Origin of the sequence: Nocardia sp. NPDC006044 (assembly GCF_042871115.1) — a bacterium.
Taxonomy (GTDB): domain Bacteria; phylum Actinomycetota; class Actinomycetes; order Mycobacteriales; family Mycobacteriaceae; genus Nocardia.
This window is the reverse complement of record NZ_JBIAID010000002.1, coordinates 1,254,978-1,268,477: the sequence shown is the minus strand read 5'-3', so window position 1 is coordinate 1,268,477 and position 13,500 is coordinate 1,254,978. Positions and strand designations below refer to the sequence as shown.

Below are 13,500 nucleotides of genomic sequence, written 5' to 3'. Positions count from 1 at the left end.
GCAGTACGCGGCGCTACGTTCAGTACGTGCCGCCACCTTGGAACACTTGCAGGGCATCGAGTACCAGGAACAGCGGGCCGTACAGCGCGGTCGCCAACGGGTCACCGCTGCGCTGACCCGCCAGGATCCAATCGAAACTCATCGAGCCCATAGGTCATTTCTCCATTTGTTCGGTAGGGACAGAGACGGCTATTTCTTCTTCTTTTTCGGCTTGGCCTTGGGGAGCTCGCAGGTCTTCTTCGAACCCTTGGCCGTGCATTTGTCGCCGGTGCCGGCGCCGCCGATCACCGAGCCGTTGTTCGTACCCGTGACGGTGATGATGTCGTTCCCGCCTTCACCATTGACCGAGTTCTGCTTGGACTTCAGGTTGGCGACGGTGATCCGGTCGGCCAGCGGTCCGCCGCGCACCTTTGCCTGCCCGTCGAGGTCGGTGACCTTGATGATGTCCTTGCCCCGGACCGGCGCGTCGGGGTAACCGTCGCCCCACACCTGGCCCAGCTTGCCGACGAATCCGACGGTAATCTTGTCGTTGCCGGCCCAGCCGTTGATGATGCTGTTGTGGTACTTCAGTTCGTCGCCGTCGCCGCGGATGACGTCCTCGGGGCCGTTGACGCTCTTGACATTGATCGTGTCGTCGCCTTCGCCGCCCAATACCCCACCGGAATTGCCGATCAGGTCAACGGTGATGGTGTCGTTGCCCGGCCCACCGTCGGCGGAACTGGCGGATAACCCGGGCAACGGGTACTTTTCGCCCGGCCCATTGATATTGGTGACCCTGATGATGTCGTCACCCTCATCACCCATGGCGGCCGTCGTTCCCTCCAACGAGGTCACCGTCAGTTCGTCGTTTCCCGCGTTGCCATTGAGTTTCGCGAGACCCATGAGCGGGCCCTTGGTGGCGAAGATCTTGTCGTCACCGTCGTTGCCCTCTACGTAACCGGTGTTCATCCCGTCGACCGTCAAGGTGTCCGGGCCAGGACCGCCCGACATCAATCCGAGGCCGTTGACATTGCCCGCGTGCATGGTGTCCGCGCCCTGGCCGCCGTAGACGCCGTCGGCGGTCTCGGGGTCGTTGAAGTGCGCGCCCGTCGCGACCCAGCCGACGTCGATAACGTCGTCGCCGTCATTGCCGGAGATGCGACCGGCGATAACCTCGAGACTCTTCTCCGGGTGGTCCTTGTCGCTGGAGATGTAACCCAGGGTGCCGACGGTGATCTTGTCGTCGCCGGGGCCACCGATGACATTGCCGCGCTCGCTCACATTGCCCAGCGGGATCTCACTGCCGATTTTGTTCCGGCAGGCCTGATCTCGCGCGCCGGTACCGACGACGATCGTGTCGTCGCCCGGACCGGCGTCCACTTCGCCGCCCTTCTTGGCCTGCGCGCCGATGCCGCCGGAGCAGTCGAATCCGCCGACGTCGTAGACGGTGATGGTGTCGTTTCCCGCGCCCGCGTGAACCGCCGCACCCTGCGGTACATCACCCTTGATCAGAATCGTGTCGTCGCCACCGGTGCCCTCGACGACGTCGCCGTCCTTCAAACTGCCGCAGGTGATGGTGTTTCCGTCGGCTTTGCAGCCATCTGGCAGGGGTGCCGCGGCCTGCGCCGGGACCGGTCCCGCCAGCAACGCCAGCACGGTCAGCGCGGGTACGCACGACCAGCGCAACGATATTCTTCCTGAGACGCGCATTCCGAAGATCCTCTATTTCTCGGTCGAATCATCTGGGCAGCCGATCGGCGGCGGAGTACCGCTATTCGTCCATCGGTGGATTGCTGTCCTCGTCGGCCGGATCTCCGGCGTTTATCTCCGCCTCGGTGACGAATTCGTTGGGCACGCTGTCGGATTGGATATCGCCGTCGAGCGCGCCGTCATCGACCACATCTTCTTCGATCGCCGCGTCCGTATCGACGCCGTCGCCGGGTTCGCCGGTCCGCGCGGTAGCCCCGCCCTGCGGAACGTCCGCGCAGGAATCGGTGACGCACACCGCGGGCAATGCCGCGGCCTCCGCCGGAGCAACGAACGCCGCCAACGCAATTACTGCCAGCGCAGGCACAAAAACCCAGCGGACACCGGTAAGTCGTGAAACACGCATGCCAAAGATCCCCTATTTCTCGGTCGAATCACCCTCGTGCACAAACCCCGGAACCGGCGCTCGCCCAGCACCAGGAACCGCACAAATGAACGCGCACTGATCAGCCGCGCTCGCTCCGCATCGCGATACTCCGCCGGATCGCAGACCGGAATACCCCTGTATTCGTGGCCGACCGCGACACGGATGGGTGCGGGTCCGCGCCCGCGAAACCGGCACTCGCCCGGTCTGTTTCGCGGCGGATGTCTGGTCGGGTGGACGGTAAGTCCGTCTCGGTATTGCCTGCCCGGTTGGCACGGATCACACTGCAAACATGACCACCTGGATGCCGTTGCACGGCCACCCGTATACGCCAATTCCGTACCGCCCGAACCGGATTCCGGTCGAGGAGGCGCTGGCCAAGTCGGCCGCGTTCCGGGCGCGGATGGATGAGCGCCGCACCGTGCGGATGTTCTCCACCGACCCGGTGCCGGAGCAGTTGGTGCTCGACGCGATCGCGGTGGCGAACACCGCACCGTCGGGCGCGCACCAGCAGCCGTGGACCTTCGTGCTCGTCGAGGACCCGGACGTGCGGGTCGAGATCCGCGCGGCAGCCGAGGCGGAGGAGCGGATCTCCTACAACGGGAGGCTCGGTGAGGAGTGGCTGTCCGCGTTGCGGCCGCTCGGCACCGACGAGCACAAGCCGCATCTCACCGATGCCCCGTACCTGCTGGTCGTCTTCCAGCAGCGCTTCGGCCTGCGTCCGGACGGCACCACCTACAAGCACTACTACGGTGACGAGTCCGTCGGGATCGCGGTGGGCATGCTGCTCACCGCCCTGCACATGTCCGGCCTGGCCGCCCTCACCCACACCCCGAGTCCGATGAAGTTCCTCGGCGAGGTGCTGAAGCGCCCGCGCAACGAGAAGGCGTTCGCCGTGGTCCCGATCGGTTATCCCGCCGACGATTCGATGGTCCCCGACCTCGTGCGCAAGACAATGGACCAGGTCCTCACCCGAATCTGAGCGTCCCCGCATCGGCTGCCCCAGAATTTGGGGGCAGCGAATTCAGTGGGCTCCCGTAACATTTCAGCGCGCCGTACCGACAGCACACTGGAATAGGAGGAGTTCATATGAAGAAGACAATTACCGCCGCCGCCCGGGTCGCGGCCGCGGGTGTTTCGGGCCTCGCCTTCGTCGCGATTATCGGTTCCGGTAGCGCCCAGGCAGCGCCCCAGGACTGTGCCGTTCAGCGCGACCTTTTCGGTGCGTCCGCCGTCTGCCAGCCCGACGGCGGCAGCAATTACGTTCTGCACGTCGATTGCTTCGGCCTCTACGCCAGCGGCCCGTTCCCCATCTACGGCGTCGGCCCCTACAAAATTCTCAGCTACCCCTTCACCCCCGACGGTCAGCGCATTTCCACCGCCTGCACCGGAGTGGGCCCCGGCGTAGTGGCCCTCGCCACAAACGCCTATGTAGAGATCTACAACGGCTGAAAACAGACAGAATTCAAGGCCGTCAGCCTGGGGGTGAGTGCATTTCGGCAAGGTCCTCGGGGGCGGACAGGCGCCAGGCCTCGAAGACCAGCTCGGTCAGTTCGTCCAGGTCGAGCCCGGCCAGGTGGACGACCACCCAGCCGAAACCGCCTGCGGTGAACTGTTCTTCGAAAACCTCGGGGCGTTCGGAGACCAGGGCCTTCTGTTCGGAGAGTGTCTGTTTCAGGCCGACGGTCTGGGTGCGCGGCCAGTAGTAGCCGAACAGTTTGCCGCGCACCTTGTAGGACGTGTACCGCTCACCCTTGGCACTGCGCACGTCGGCGAGTTGATTCACGACTCGAAAGAACTCGTCACTTCGCACTGCCACCGCGGACCCCTCGAAAGTTGGAGTCCGCAATATACCTGGACCGGGTGATTCGGCAACGGGCCTGGTCAGCGGGTCACGGTGGCCGAGGTGAGCACGACCGGCTGGACCGGCACGTCCTGGCCGGCCGTCTCGACCTTGCCGATCTGGTCGACGACGTCGCCGCCGCGCGAGACCTTGCCGAATACCGCGTAGCCCCAACCGTCTTGACCGGGGTAGTCGAGGAACGCGTTGTCGCTGGTGTTGATGAAGAACTGCGCCGAGGCGGAGTGCGGGTCGGAGGTGCGCGCCATGGCGACGCTGTGGATGACGTTCTTCAGCCCGTTATCGGCCTCGTTCTCGACCCGGTTGGGCGCGGGCTTCTCCCGCATCGTCCGGTCCAATCCGCCGCCCTGGATCATGAAGCCGTCGATCACGCGGTGGAAGATGGTGCCGTCGTAGTGACCGCTGTTGACGTAGGTCAGGAAGTTCCGCACGGTCTTTGGTGCCTTCGTCTCGTCGAGTTCGAGCTCGATGTCACCCATAGAGGTTTGAAGCAGGACCTTGATCATGAGTTCCCCACTGTGTGCGACGGGCTCAGTCCCGCAGTCGCCCTGACGGACGCGTGCTCCAACCGAGCTGGACACGGACCTGTGCAGCTTACCGGTGCGGGGCCGCGGGGAATCCGTTTCGGCCCCACACCGGTGCCGGTCGGCTATATGGCCAGGTCGGGGATCACCTCGCCGGTCTCCAGCAGGGATTTGAGGTTGGACAGGATGCTCGGCCAGCCGTCGCTGATCCCCTCTCGGACAGCGCTGTTCGGCGGAAACCCGTCGTGCACGACGGTCAGCTTGACCACGGTGTCGCCGGCCTGCTCGAGTTCGAAGGAGACCCGGGAGCGCGGCTCGCGACCCCAGGCGGCGACGTCGTCGGGGTTCAGCTCGAACGCCGCGGCGAACGCGGGATCGAAGGTGTGCCAGGTGTAGGACAGTTTGTTGTACGGGTCTGCCTCCAGCACCACCTGCTCCGGATCCTTGCTGCGCCAATCCTTTTGGTGCCAGACCATTTCGGAGCCCGGGCGCCAGTCGGTGTCGAAACCGGCGCCCCAGTACCGCTCGGTGAAGGCTGAGTCGGTGAGGGCCTGCCACAGCTTCTCCCGGGTGGTCTTGATGTAGGTGGTGTAGACAAATGTGTTGTCGCTCATGGGTTCTGCCTCCAGGGCCTGCTTGAGATCGGCGAGGGCGTGCACGCGCGCCCGGTCGTAGCGGGTGATCCAGCGGTCGGTGATGGCATTGATCGGGTCGGCGTTGAGGTAGTGCAGTTTTTCCCGGCCGCTGCGGCGAGTGGTGATCAGGTTGGCGGCCTCCAGCACGGCCAGGTGTTTGCTGACCGACTGCCGCGTCATCTCCAACCCCGCACAGAGCTCGCGCAGGGTTTGCCCGTTGCGGGCATTCAGACTGTCGAGCAGTCGCCGCCGATTGGCGTCGGCCAGTGCCTTGAAAACCTCGTCCATGTCACCTTCTCGATTTATGCAGCCTTTCGGTTGCATGTTTCGACCATAGGCAGCCGAATGGCTGCATGTCAAGCCTGAACGACGCGACCCCCGCGGCTCGGCTCCGCCGGCGAAACTCGGCCGGCTACGCCTGCGCGCCGTGCAGCAGCGCGTAGGTCGAGACCGCCTCGCCCTTCTCCTCGCTGGCGGCAATCGCCTTGCGCCACAACGACTGTGCGGTGTGTGAGAACGTCGCGTCCACGCCGACCTCCTCGCTGGCGTCGATGATGTGCTGCGCGCCCGCGTCCATCATCTTCAGGCTGGCCAGCGTGGCCCAGCCGCCGTTCTGGTTGGCCACCGAGAACTCCTCCATGAAGTAGGGGAACGCGGCGGCCGAGCGCACGGCGAACGGAACGAACTGGGCGATGCTGTGCCCGGCCCGGTCGATCATGGCGGTCGCCTGGTCGAACGCCAGCAACCACGGATGGAAAATGGTCAGCAGCGCCTGGTAGAAGACCTGGGCGAGGCCGTCGTCGGGGCCGAGGTACTCCTGCGGGCTCAGCGGGCGCAGCAGTTCGGCGTGCGCGTCGAAGACCTCCCGCGGTCCGCTGTAGAAGATGTACGACGCGGGATGGGCGATGTTGTCACCCGCCGACATGACGCCGCCCGAAATGAACTGCGCGCCATAGGAACGAACCCACTCCGCGCCTTTGCGCGCCTTTTCCGGCGAGTCGGAGGACAGGTTGGCGATCACCTTGCCGGCCAGCTGATCGGTGGCCTGGCCGAGCACGTCGTACATGGCGGCATAGTGGGTGAGGCTCAGTACTGTCACCTCGTTCGCGGCCAACGCCTCCGCGACCGTCGTGGCGCGCTTGGCGCCGAGCTCGACCATCGCGTCGACCTTGTCGGTGCTGCGGTTCCACACGGTCACCTCGACGCCGGCGTCCAGGAAGGCCCGGACCATCGATTGGCCCATCGGCCCGAGGCCGACGACGGAGACGGAGCGGGGGGCGGTCTGATCGGACATTGTGTGTCCCTTCGATTCTCGATGCGGCTTTGGTTGCTGGCTTCATGGTGCGTTGCCGCAGGTAGAGTCGGGAAGACCGAACGTTCAGGTGGGGTTGCTTACCTAGAGGTTCGAAATCAGGTCAGAAGGAGTGCGGTGGACATGAGCGGTGACGCGGATCACGACGTGTGTGGCATGTCCGTGGCGATCGATGTCGTCGGCGGTAAATGGAAGCTGCACCTGATGTGGGCGCTGAGCGCCGACCCGATCCGGTTCGGTGAGCTCCGGCGCTTGCTGACCGGGGTCAGCGAGAAGGTGCTCGCGGAAAACCTGCGCCAGCTCGAGGCGAGCGGCGTGGTGCATCGCGAGGTCTATCCGGAGGTTCCGCCCCGCGTCGAGTACTCGCTCACGCCGCTCGGCGAGGAACTGGCCGTCGCGCTGCGCCCGCTCGAGGAGTGGGGCGACAAGCATCGCGGCGAACTGCTCGGCAACCTGCTCGCGTCAGCGAGCTAGCGCCGTAATCGGTTGCGTCACAGTGACTTTATCCAGTCAGGTGCTCGTCTGCCAGGCGCGCGCCGACGCGCCGCAGTAGTTGGCTCGCGTCGGCGATCGAACGGGCGGGATCCGGCTCGAGGTCGGTGAGGGCGTAGCAGGCGGCGAAGCCCGCGGCCCGGATCTCTTGGGCGGCAAGGAGTGTGCGGCCGACCACGGCGATCACCGGGAGACCGGCCTTGCGCGCGGTTTCGCAGACGCCGATGGGCGCCTTTCCGTGCAGGCTCTGGGTATCCAGCGAGCCTTCGCCGGTGACGACGAGGCAGGCGCCGTCGAGCAGGGCGGGGAAATCGAGGAGTTCGAGGATCACCTCGATGCCGCTGCGTACCTTCGCGCCGAGTAGGGCGAGCGCGCCGAAACCGGTTCCGCCCGCGGCGCCGGCGCCGGGCTCGTTCGCGAAGTCGGGCCCGGCCAGGCGTGCCCAGGTGGTCAGTGCGGACTCCAAGGTTTCGAGATCGGCTGGGCCGGCGCCCTTCTGGGGTGCGTAGATCGCGACGGCACCGGCTGGGCCGAGTAGCGGGTTGTCGACATCGCAGGCCAAAGTAAAAGTGGCGGAAGCGATTCCGGGGTGCATGCCGGTACGGTCCAGTCGCTGAGCATGTGCCAAAACCGCACCGCCGTGCGGTAATTCGCGCCCATCGGCGTCGAGAATTCGTGCGCCCAGCGCCTGTGCCAGGCCGGCGCCGCCGTCGGTGGAGGCGCTGCCGCCGAGTCCGATGACGATATCGGTGGCACCGTGGTCGAGGGCATGCGCGATGACCACGCCCAGGCCGAAGGTGCTCGCGCCGAGCGGATCCGGTTGGCCCCCGGGGAGTTTCGCCAGGCCGACGACCGCGGCCAACTCGAGCACGGCCGTCGCTTCGTGCCTGGCGTACGACGTGGGGCCGAGCACCCCCGTCGGACCGGGCGCGGTCAGCTCGACCCGGGGCCATCCGGCCGCCACGAACGCGTCGACGGTCCCGTCGCCGCCATCGGCCACCGGAACCTGCCGGATCCGCACCTCCGGCACGACCCCCGCGATGCCGTCGGCAAGGGCCGCGGCCACCTGCGGTGCGGTCAGCGACCCCTTGAACTTGTCCGGGGCAAGCACAACCCGGCGAACAGCCTCGCGCGTCATCCCCACATTGTCGGGTGCGCCGTGTGCTACCGCGCGTCGGCCCGGCTGAGCTGCGCAAAGAAAAAGAGAGAGCAGTGCTCTTGACTTTGCCTTCGTAAAAGTGGAACACTTATCGCAACAGAGAGCAGTGCTCACTAAGAGGAGTCAGACATGGACCACAGCACCCGCTACATCGGCCCGGCCGGCCTGGATCCGATCATGAACCGGATCTTCAACTGGCTGCCCCGGCTCGGGATCAGCGTCATGGGTTCGCGACTGCTCGCGGTCCGCGGCCGCAAGAGCGGACAGTGGCGGACCACGATGGTGAACTTGATGGCCCGCGAAGACGGCGCGCGTTTCCTGGTCGCCCCGCGCGGTCACACGCAGTGGGTGCGCAACCTGCGCGTCGCCGGCGGCGGCGAGCTGCGCCTCGGCCGCAAGGTCGAGGAATTCACCGCCACCGAGATCGCCGACGCGGACAAGGTCCCGCTGCTGCGGCTGTACCTGCAGAAGTGGGGCTGGGAGGTCGGCAAGTTCTTCGAGGGCGTCACCAAGGACGCGACCGACGCGGAATTGGCCGCCATCGCACCGGGATTCCCGGTCTTTCAGATCAACTGAGGAGACGAGCTCGGGGTGCGCTCAGGCCGAGCGCACCAGGAATTCGATCGCGGCCGAGTACCCCTGAATCCCCATCCCGGCGACCACCGCGGTCGCGATCGGGGAGATATAGGAGTGATGCCGGAACTCCTCCCGCGCGTGCACATTGCTGATGTGCACCTCCACGATGGGGAGTTCCGGGATCACCAGCGCGTCCCGCAAAGCCACCGAGGTGTGGGTGAGCCCGCCGGGATTGATCACGATGCCCGATTCCACGCCGCGCGCCGCGTGGATCCGGTCGATCAGCGCGCCTTCGGAATTGGACTGGAAGGCAGCGACCTCGCGGCCGTAGCGGTGCGCGGTCTGCCTGCACAGTTCGACCACGTCGTCGAGCGTCGCCGATCCGTAGACCTCCGGTTGACGGGTGCCGAGCATGTTCAGGTTCGGGCCGTTGAGAACCAGTATCGGACCGGGTGCGGACATGCCCGCAACCTTAGTCCGTATCGAGTTCGCGGCATTCCCCGCGCCAAGCTCCCGCCTCCGGGTGCGCCGCTCGGGCCGCTAGAGTCCCTGCGGCCCTTCGGAGCGCAGGTCGTCGACCTTGCGCATGGCGCCGCGCAGCTCCTCCAGCCAGGATTCCGCGTGCTTGCCCGCCAGCTTCACCGTCCAGGCCAGCGCGTCCGCCCGCGACCGCGCCACGCCCGAGTCGACGAGCGTGTCCAGAACTTTTCGCTCGGGCTGCCGCAGCCGGGTCATCACCGGAACGGCCAAGTGGGTGAACAGCACCCGCTCGTCGCCCACCGACACGCCCCACGCGACGCTGCGCCCGTAGCGACGCTGCGCCTCGTCCGCGATCTGCATGCGCGCCGACCGGGTCGACTCGCGGAAGCGCGAGATGGCGCCCTCCTTCGTCGCCTGCGGAACTTCCTCGGCCGGCGCCTCCGCGTCGGCTTCCGCAGGGGCGTCGACCGGAGTCTGCTCCGGCCGGCCGATCGGCAGTTCGCCGACGACCACGATCTCGTCTCGGTCGATCTCGATGACAGGTGGACCGGCGAACCAGTCCGCGGGCAACCTGCCCGCGAACCAGTCCGGCGCGTCCGCTGGATCCGGCAGGTCGGCCTGCTGCCAGCCGCCCGGTCGTCCGAAACCCCGTCCCCGGTGTTCGTGTCTCATGAGGGGATCACCTACTCACTTTTCAGTGTTGCTTACATTGATTACAAGATTACGTCGCAATTAATGCCAATGGTTCCGCTCTGTGCGAACAGAGTTCGCCACCGGTTAACGGGGGTGATTCGCGGTTCGTAGACCCTCGCTCTGGGTACTCATTGATCCGAAACGCCGAGTAGGGCAGTAAGTGCACAACTTTGCGCAGGGCCCCGGTACGGTAGCGGCGCCGGTTGTCGCCGTAGCACTGGACAACGATCATGACGGGTCCCCCGAGACGGGAGATTTCGGGCAAAAGTGAGATGCTGAGCATGGGTAACGTCCTTGCGGCGTAGGCACCGCAGACAGGTCTTTTTCAGGTACGGTGGTCTTGTTACTGGAGTGACAAGAGTGAAGAGTGGGCGACATGGATGTCTGGGGATCCCGCCGCTTTCGCGTCCGGGGCGCTATGGCACTCGCGGGGGTGGCGGCGCTCGCGATCGCGATGGGATCGTGCGGCGTACACGAGGGAAAGAATGAGGCCGAAGCCGTAGTCGAGCGCTTCACCGAGCTGTTGGACAAGCAGGACTACGTCCATGCTTCGGAGCTCACGTCCTACCCTTCGGCGGCTTCGGCAACGCTGAAGCAAATGTTTGCCGGCCTGCAGCCCGGCAAGGCGGACTACAAGAAGACGCAATACATCGGCCTCGACTCCGAGGCGGCGATCTTCAGCATGGACGCCGATTGGAACTTCGGCGACGGCAAAAACTGGACCTACAGCGTGCAGGGCAACGTGCGCAAGCTGGCCATCGGCTGGCGCATCTCCTGGGACCCGGCCGTCGTGATGCCGCAGCTCGACCACAACCGCACCGTGCGCCTGGTGCGTACCGAACCGGCGCCCGCCCCGCGGGTGAACGACATCGCGGGCCAACCGCTGATGACCGAGCAGACCATCAACGTGATCAAGCTCGACCCGGCCAAGATGCCCGACCCGGTCGGCTCGACCAACGCGCTGGCGAAGGCGATCGAACCGGTCGCCCCGCTGATCACCGGTCCGTCGCTGATGCAGCAGGTGGCCACCTCGCAGGGCAAGCCGGTGGTCGCGGTGAACCTGCGCGAGCCCGATTTCGCCATCCTGGAAAAGGACATGGCGCCGATCCCCGGCGTGGTCATGGAGAAGCAGCCCCGGCTGATCTCCGCCGACCGCCGGGTCTGGTCGCCCATGCTCGACGCGCTGAGCAAGGTGCAGCAGGAAAGCCAGCAGCAGCACTCCGGCTGGGGCGTGCAGATTTTCGAGCAGGACGGCCGCTTCGTCGGTCAGCTGGCCGGCGTGCAGGGCCCACCCGGCCCGGACATCGCGGGCACCATGGATCAGCGGCTGCAACGGGCGGCTGAGGACGCGGTGGTCAGCGCGGCGACCCCGGCCTCGATCGTGGCGATCCAGCCATCCAGCGGCGCGGTGGTCGCGGTCGCGCAGAACACCCAGGCCAGCGAGCACGGTCCGGTCGCCTTCACCGGCCTCTACCCGGTCGGCGGCAATATCGAGCTGTTCCGCAATATCGCGGCGGTCAGCAAAGGCAAGGCGCCGCACGAGATTTCGGCCCAGGAGGCGGCCGAGGCCGCGACCACGCTCGGCGTGGGCGTCGACTTCAAGGTGCCGGGGCTCGACGAGGTGACCGGACGGCTGGCCGTGGCCGGCCGCAGCGCCGAGCAGGTCAAGCAGGGCGGCGGCTCGGATGCCGTGCTGGCCAGCCCGTTCGGCATGGCGATCGCCGCCGCCGCGATCGCCCGCGGCGAGGTGCCGCCGCCGATGATCGAGGTCGCGCGGCCGAGCACCACCGACGCCCAGCTCGCCCCGCTGTCCCCCGAGATCGCCGATCGGCTGCACGGCATGCTGCGCGATTCCACCAACGCGCCGGAGTTGGCCAGCCTGCGCGGCTACCGTGACGTCAACGGATTCGGCGCGACCGCAGGCCGCGACGGCTGGCTGATCGCGATCATGGGCGACCTGGCCTTCGCCATCCACATCAACGACGTGGACAGCGGCGACGCCACCGCGCGGATGGCGGTGCGGATGCTTCAGTCGCTGGCCGCGCCGGAGACGTAAGCCGGCCTGCTCAGTTCAACGCCTTGATGGCCGCGCGCCAGCCGAGCAGGAACAGCGCGAGCACCACGGTCGCGACCACGATGAAACTGAACGCGGTGCCCTGACCGCTGACCGCGCGCAGCAGCATGCCGCCGCACAGGGTGCCGAGCCAGACCAGAATTCCGGTGGGCCACAGGGCGGTTCCGTCGAACCGGGCGTCGCGCCCGGCGTCGCCGAACATCCGGCTCGCCGCGGCCACCGCGACGGTCCAGCCGATCGCCAGGCCGATCGCGAACGGCCACAGCGTGCGAAGTAGTCCGGTGAGCACCGCCTCGTCGTGACTGCGCCTGCCGATCGCGCAGAACAGAATCACCAGCAGCGCATCTACCACCAACGGCACCAGTTTCTTCACCCGCGCCAGCGTAGTTGGGCCCCAACCCCGATATGTGAAGCACCTGCGCCGCGTGTTATTCCGATAACGACCACCACAGCGCGAGTTCTGCGAGCGCCACGAACACGCCGCGGCCACGCGGCCGATGATTCAGAACCGGCGCTGGGAGAATTCCTTTTCGAACTCGGCGTCGTCGTCCTGCGGGGTGCGGAACAGGAACAGGAACACGATCCAGCCGACGATCGCGACCAGGATGAAGCTCACCAGCCGGTAGACGAACGCGGCGGCGACCGCCTGCGCCGCGGGCAGCCCGGCGGCCGCGGTGAGACCGTAGATGAGCGTCGCGTCGACGTAGACGATCCCGCCGGGCGCGAACGGAATCGAGCCGACCGCCTTGCCGATGGCGAACGCCAGCAGCAGCCCGGCCAGCCGCGGCTCCGCGCCGACCGCGTAGCAGGCGGCGCCGAGGCAGGCCACGTCGGCGAACCGGTGCAGCAGCGCCCACAGCGCGACCAGGGCGCCGTCGCGTTTGCCGAGATCCACCGACTCCAATTGCCCGAGCACGTCGGCGATCTTGCCTGCCCCCTGATCGGCCGGCCGCTTGCGTAATCGGTTGATCAGGGCGAGTGCCTTGCGCAACAGCGCTTCCAGCGTCCCCGGATTGCGCGAGACGTAGTTGCCGCCCCACACCACCGCGACCACCGCGGCCAGCGACAGGATCAACTTGAACGGGCCGATGGTCCCGCCGGACAGCAGCGTGCCGCCCACCCCGAGCAGCGCCAGCCCCGCCGCGGCCACCACGCCGGAGAACACCAGCTGCCAGGACGCGACGATCGGGCTCGCGCCGAAGCGCCGGGTCTGCCGATAGGTGAAAGCGGTGGAAAATACCTGGCCCGCGGGCAAGGTGACGGACATGGCGGTCGCCCCGTAGACCACCGCGACGGATTTCCGCTGACTTACCTCGACACCCCCGGCGTTGAGCAGTTGTTTCTGCACCCGCCCGAATCCGCTCATCGACAATGCCTGTAGCCAAATACAGGCGGCGACCCATCCCCAGTGAATGTCGCTGAGTTTTCGCCACGATTCGTGCAGCCGTGGCCACAGATAGATACCCTCGGCGATGAGTAATGCCAGCAGAGCGACGCCGAGCAGCCATTTGACCCACCAGAATTTGCTTCGGCTGGTGGGTGGCGACGCTGGTTCTCCTACCAGTTCCCCGTCGGCCGTCACCA

General features: G+C 66.5%; 16 protein-coding genes and 1 pseudogene. 5 read left to right on the top strand and 12 right to left on the bottom strand.

The window, feature by feature from the left end:
- Positions 1-19 precede the first annotated feature (19 nt).
- From ACFYO1_RS23400 to ACFYO1_RS23390, 3 genes are all read right to left on the bottom strand, one after another.
- The gene (locus ACFYO1_RS23400) at positions 20-142 is read right to left on the bottom strand and encodes a hypothetical protein (RefSeq protein ID WP_387234550.1); all 123 of its coding nucleotides are present in this window, start codon (positions 140-142) and stop codon (positions 20-22) included.
- A 47-nt stretch (positions 143-189) separates the two neighbouring features.
- Positions 190-1,689, bottom strand: a complete 1,500-nt coding sequence (locus ACFYO1_RS23395; RefSeq protein WP_387234547.1) for a hypothetical protein — start codon at positions 1,687-1,689, stop codon at positions 190-192.
- A 61-nt stretch (positions 1,690-1,750) separates the two neighbouring features.
- Positions 1,751-2,092: a hypothetical protein gene (locus ACFYO1_RS23390; RefSeq protein WP_387234544.1), complete on the bottom strand. Its 342-nt coding sequence runs from the start codon at positions 2,090-2,092 to the stop codon at positions 1,751-1,753.
- 310 nt (positions 2,093-2,402) lie between these two features.
- On the opposite strand from ACFYO1_RS23390, the gene ACFYO1_RS23385 reads away from it, so the two are divergent.
- Together ACFYO1_RS23385 and ACFYO1_RS23380 are read left to right on the top strand one after the other, a co-directional pair.
- Positions 2,403-3,092: a nitroreductase family protein gene (locus ACFYO1_RS23385; RefSeq protein WP_387234541.1), complete on the top strand. Its 690-nt coding sequence runs from the start codon at positions 2,403-2,405 to the stop codon at positions 3,090-3,092.
- A 107-nt stretch (positions 3,093-3,199) separates the two neighbouring features.
- Entirely contained in the window at positions 3,200-3,562 is a 363-nt protein-coding gene (locus ACFYO1_RS23380) for a hypothetical protein (RefSeq protein ID WP_387234538.1), read from the top strand.
- Between the two features lie 22 nt (positions 3,563-3,584).
- Here the strand turns inward: ACFYO1_RS23380 and ACFYO1_RS23375 are convergent, their stop codons facing one another.
- The 4 genes and pseudogenes from ACFYO1_RS23375 to ACFYO1_RS23360 form a co-directional block, all read right to left on the bottom strand.
- Positions 3,585-3,929, bottom strand: a complete 345-nt coding sequence (locus ACFYO1_RS23375; RefSeq protein WP_387234536.1) for an MmcQ/YjbR family DNA-binding protein — start codon at positions 3,927-3,929, stop codon at positions 3,585-3,587.
- A gap of 65 nt (positions 3,930-3,994) precedes the next feature.
- Entirely contained in the window at positions 3,995-4,477 is a 483-nt protein-coding gene (locus ACFYO1_RS23370) for a peptidylprolyl isomerase (RefSeq protein ID WP_387234533.1), read from the bottom strand.
- A 143-nt stretch (positions 4,478-4,620) separates the two neighbouring features.
- Positions 4,621-5,418: an ArsR/SmtB family transcription factor gene (locus tag ACFYO1_RS23365; RefSeq protein WP_387234530.1), complete on the bottom strand. Its 798-nt coding sequence runs from the start codon at positions 5,416-5,418 to the stop codon at positions 4,621-4,623.
- 124 nt (positions 5,419-5,542) lie between these two features.
- A pseudogene (locus tag ACFYO1_RS23360) lies at positions 5,543-6,451 on the bottom strand (NAD(P)-dependent oxidoreductase); the annotation flags it as partial.
- Positions 6,452-6,565: 114 nt separating this feature from the next.
- Between ACFYO1_RS23360 and ACFYO1_RS23355 the strand changes: the two are divergent.
- A complete protein-coding gene (locus ACFYO1_RS23355) occupies positions 6,566-6,916 on the top strand; it encodes a winged helix-turn-helix transcriptional regulator (protein ID WP_387234527.1) in 351 nt (116 codons plus the stop codon).
- A gap of 28 nt (positions 6,917-6,944) precedes the next feature.
- Here ACFYO1_RS23355 and ACFYO1_RS23350 read toward each other — a convergent pair whose 3' ends face one another.
- Positions 6,945-8,072, bottom strand: a complete 1,128-nt coding sequence (locus ACFYO1_RS23350) for a glycerate kinase (protein WP_387234525.1) — start codon at positions 8,070-8,072, stop codon at positions 6,945-6,947.
- Positions 8,073-8,222: 150 nt separating this feature from the next.
- Between ACFYO1_RS23350 and ACFYO1_RS23345 the strand changes: the two genes are divergently transcribed.
- On the top strand, positions 8,223-8,669 hold the full coding sequence (locus tag ACFYO1_RS23345) for a nitroreductase family deazaflavin-dependent oxidoreductase (RefSeq protein ID WP_387234522.1): 447 nt from the start codon (positions 8,223-8,225) through the stop codon (positions 8,667-8,669).
- A gap of 21 nt (positions 8,670-8,690) precedes the next feature.
- Here ACFYO1_RS23345 and aroQ read toward each other — a convergent pair whose 3' ends face one another.
- Together aroQ and ACFYO1_RS23335 are read right to left on the bottom strand one after the other, a co-directional pair.
- Entirely contained in the window at positions 8,691-9,131 is a 441-nt protein-coding gene (gene aroQ / locus ACFYO1_RS23340; protein WP_387234520.1) for a type II 3-dehydroquinate dehydratase, read from the bottom strand.
- 78 nt (positions 9,132-9,209) lie between these two features.
- Complete coding sequence (locus tag ACFYO1_RS23335; protein WP_387234517.1) at positions 9,210-9,821, bottom strand: hypothetical protein; 612 nt, start codon at positions 9,819-9,821, stop codon at positions 9,210-9,212.
- Between the two features lie 397 nt (positions 9,822-10,218).
- Here ACFYO1_RS23335 and ACFYO1_RS23330 point away from each other — a divergent pair, with 397 nt between their 5' ends.
- Entirely contained in the window at positions 10,219-11,898 is a 1,680-nt protein-coding gene (locus ACFYO1_RS23330; protein WP_387234514.1) for an NTF2-like N-terminal transpeptidase domain-containing protein, read from the top strand.
- Between the two features lie 10 nt (positions 11,899-11,908).
- On the opposite strand, the gene ACFYO1_RS23325 is transcribed toward ACFYO1_RS23330, so the two are convergent.
- Both ACFYO1_RS23325 and ACFYO1_RS23320 read right to left on the bottom strand, forming a co-directional pair.
- Positions 11,909-12,289, bottom strand: coding sequence for a DUF3054 domain-containing protein (locus ACFYO1_RS23325; RefSeq protein ID WP_150400245.1), 381 nt, complete (start codon positions 12,287-12,289; stop codon positions 11,909-11,911).
- Between the two features lie 129 nt (positions 12,290-12,418).
- Entirely contained in the window at positions 12,419-13,498 is a 1,080-nt protein-coding gene (locus ACFYO1_RS23320) for a YbhN family protein (protein WP_387234510.1), read from the bottom strand.
- Positions 13,499-13,500 lie beyond the last annotated feature (2 nt).

What these genes read in the sequence shown, in the direction of transcription:
- ACFYO1_RS23370 (WP_387234533.1), bottom strand. Translation starts at nt 4,477, where the DNA reads ATGATCAAGGTCCTGCTTCAAACCTCTATGGGTGACATCGAGCTCGAA.
- ACFYO1_RS23385 (WP_387234541.1), top strand. Translation starts at nt 2,403, where the DNA reads ATGACCACCTGGATGCCGTTGCACGGCCACCCGTATACGCCAATTCCG.
- ACFYO1_RS23390 (WP_387234544.1), bottom strand. Translation starts at nt 2,092, where the DNA reads ATGCGTGTTTCACGACTTACCGGTGTCCGCTGGGTTTTTGTGCCTGCG.
- ACFYO1_RS23365 (WP_387234530.1), bottom strand. Translation starts at nt 5,418, where the DNA reads ATGGACGAGGTTTTCAAGGCACTGGCCGACGCCAATCGGCGGCGACTG.
- ACFYO1_RS23380 (WP_387234538.1), top strand. Translation starts at nt 3,200, where the DNA reads ATGAAGAAGACAATTACCGCCGCCGCCCGGGTCGCGGCCGCGGGTGTT.
- ACFYO1_RS23355 (WP_387234527.1), top strand. Translation starts at nt 6,566, where the DNA reads ATGAGCGGTGACGCGGATCACGACGTGTGTGGCATGTCCGTGGCGATC.
- ACFYO1_RS23350 (WP_387234525.1), bottom strand. Translation starts at nt 8,072, where the DNA reads ATGACGCGCGAGGCTGTTCGCCGGGTTGTGCTTGCCCCGGACAAGTTC.
- ACFYO1_RS23400 (WP_387234550.1), bottom strand. Translation starts at nt 142, where the DNA reads ATGAGTTTCGATTGGATCCTGGCGGGTCAGCGCAGCGGTGACCCGTTG.
- ACFYO1_RS23345 (WP_387234522.1), top strand. Translation starts at nt 8,223, where the DNA reads ATGGACCACAGCACCCGCTACATCGGCCCGGCCGGCCTGGATCCGATC.
- aroQ (WP_387234520.1), bottom strand. Translation starts at nt 9,131, where the DNA reads ATGTCCGCACCCGGTCCGATACTGGTTCTCAACGGCCCGAACCTGAAC.
- ACFYO1_RS23335 (WP_387234517.1), bottom strand. Translation starts at nt 9,821, where the DNA reads ATGAGACACGAACACCGGGGACGGGGTTTCGGACGACCGGGCGGCTGG.
- ACFYO1_RS23330 (WP_387234514.1), top strand. Translation starts at nt 10,219, where the DNA reads ATGGATGTCTGGGGATCCCGCCGCTTTCGCGTCCGGGGCGCTATGGCA.
- ACFYO1_RS23395 (WP_387234547.1), bottom strand. Translation starts at nt 1,689, where the DNA reads ATGCGCGTCTCAGGAAGAATATCGTTGCGCTGGTCGTGCGTACCCGCG.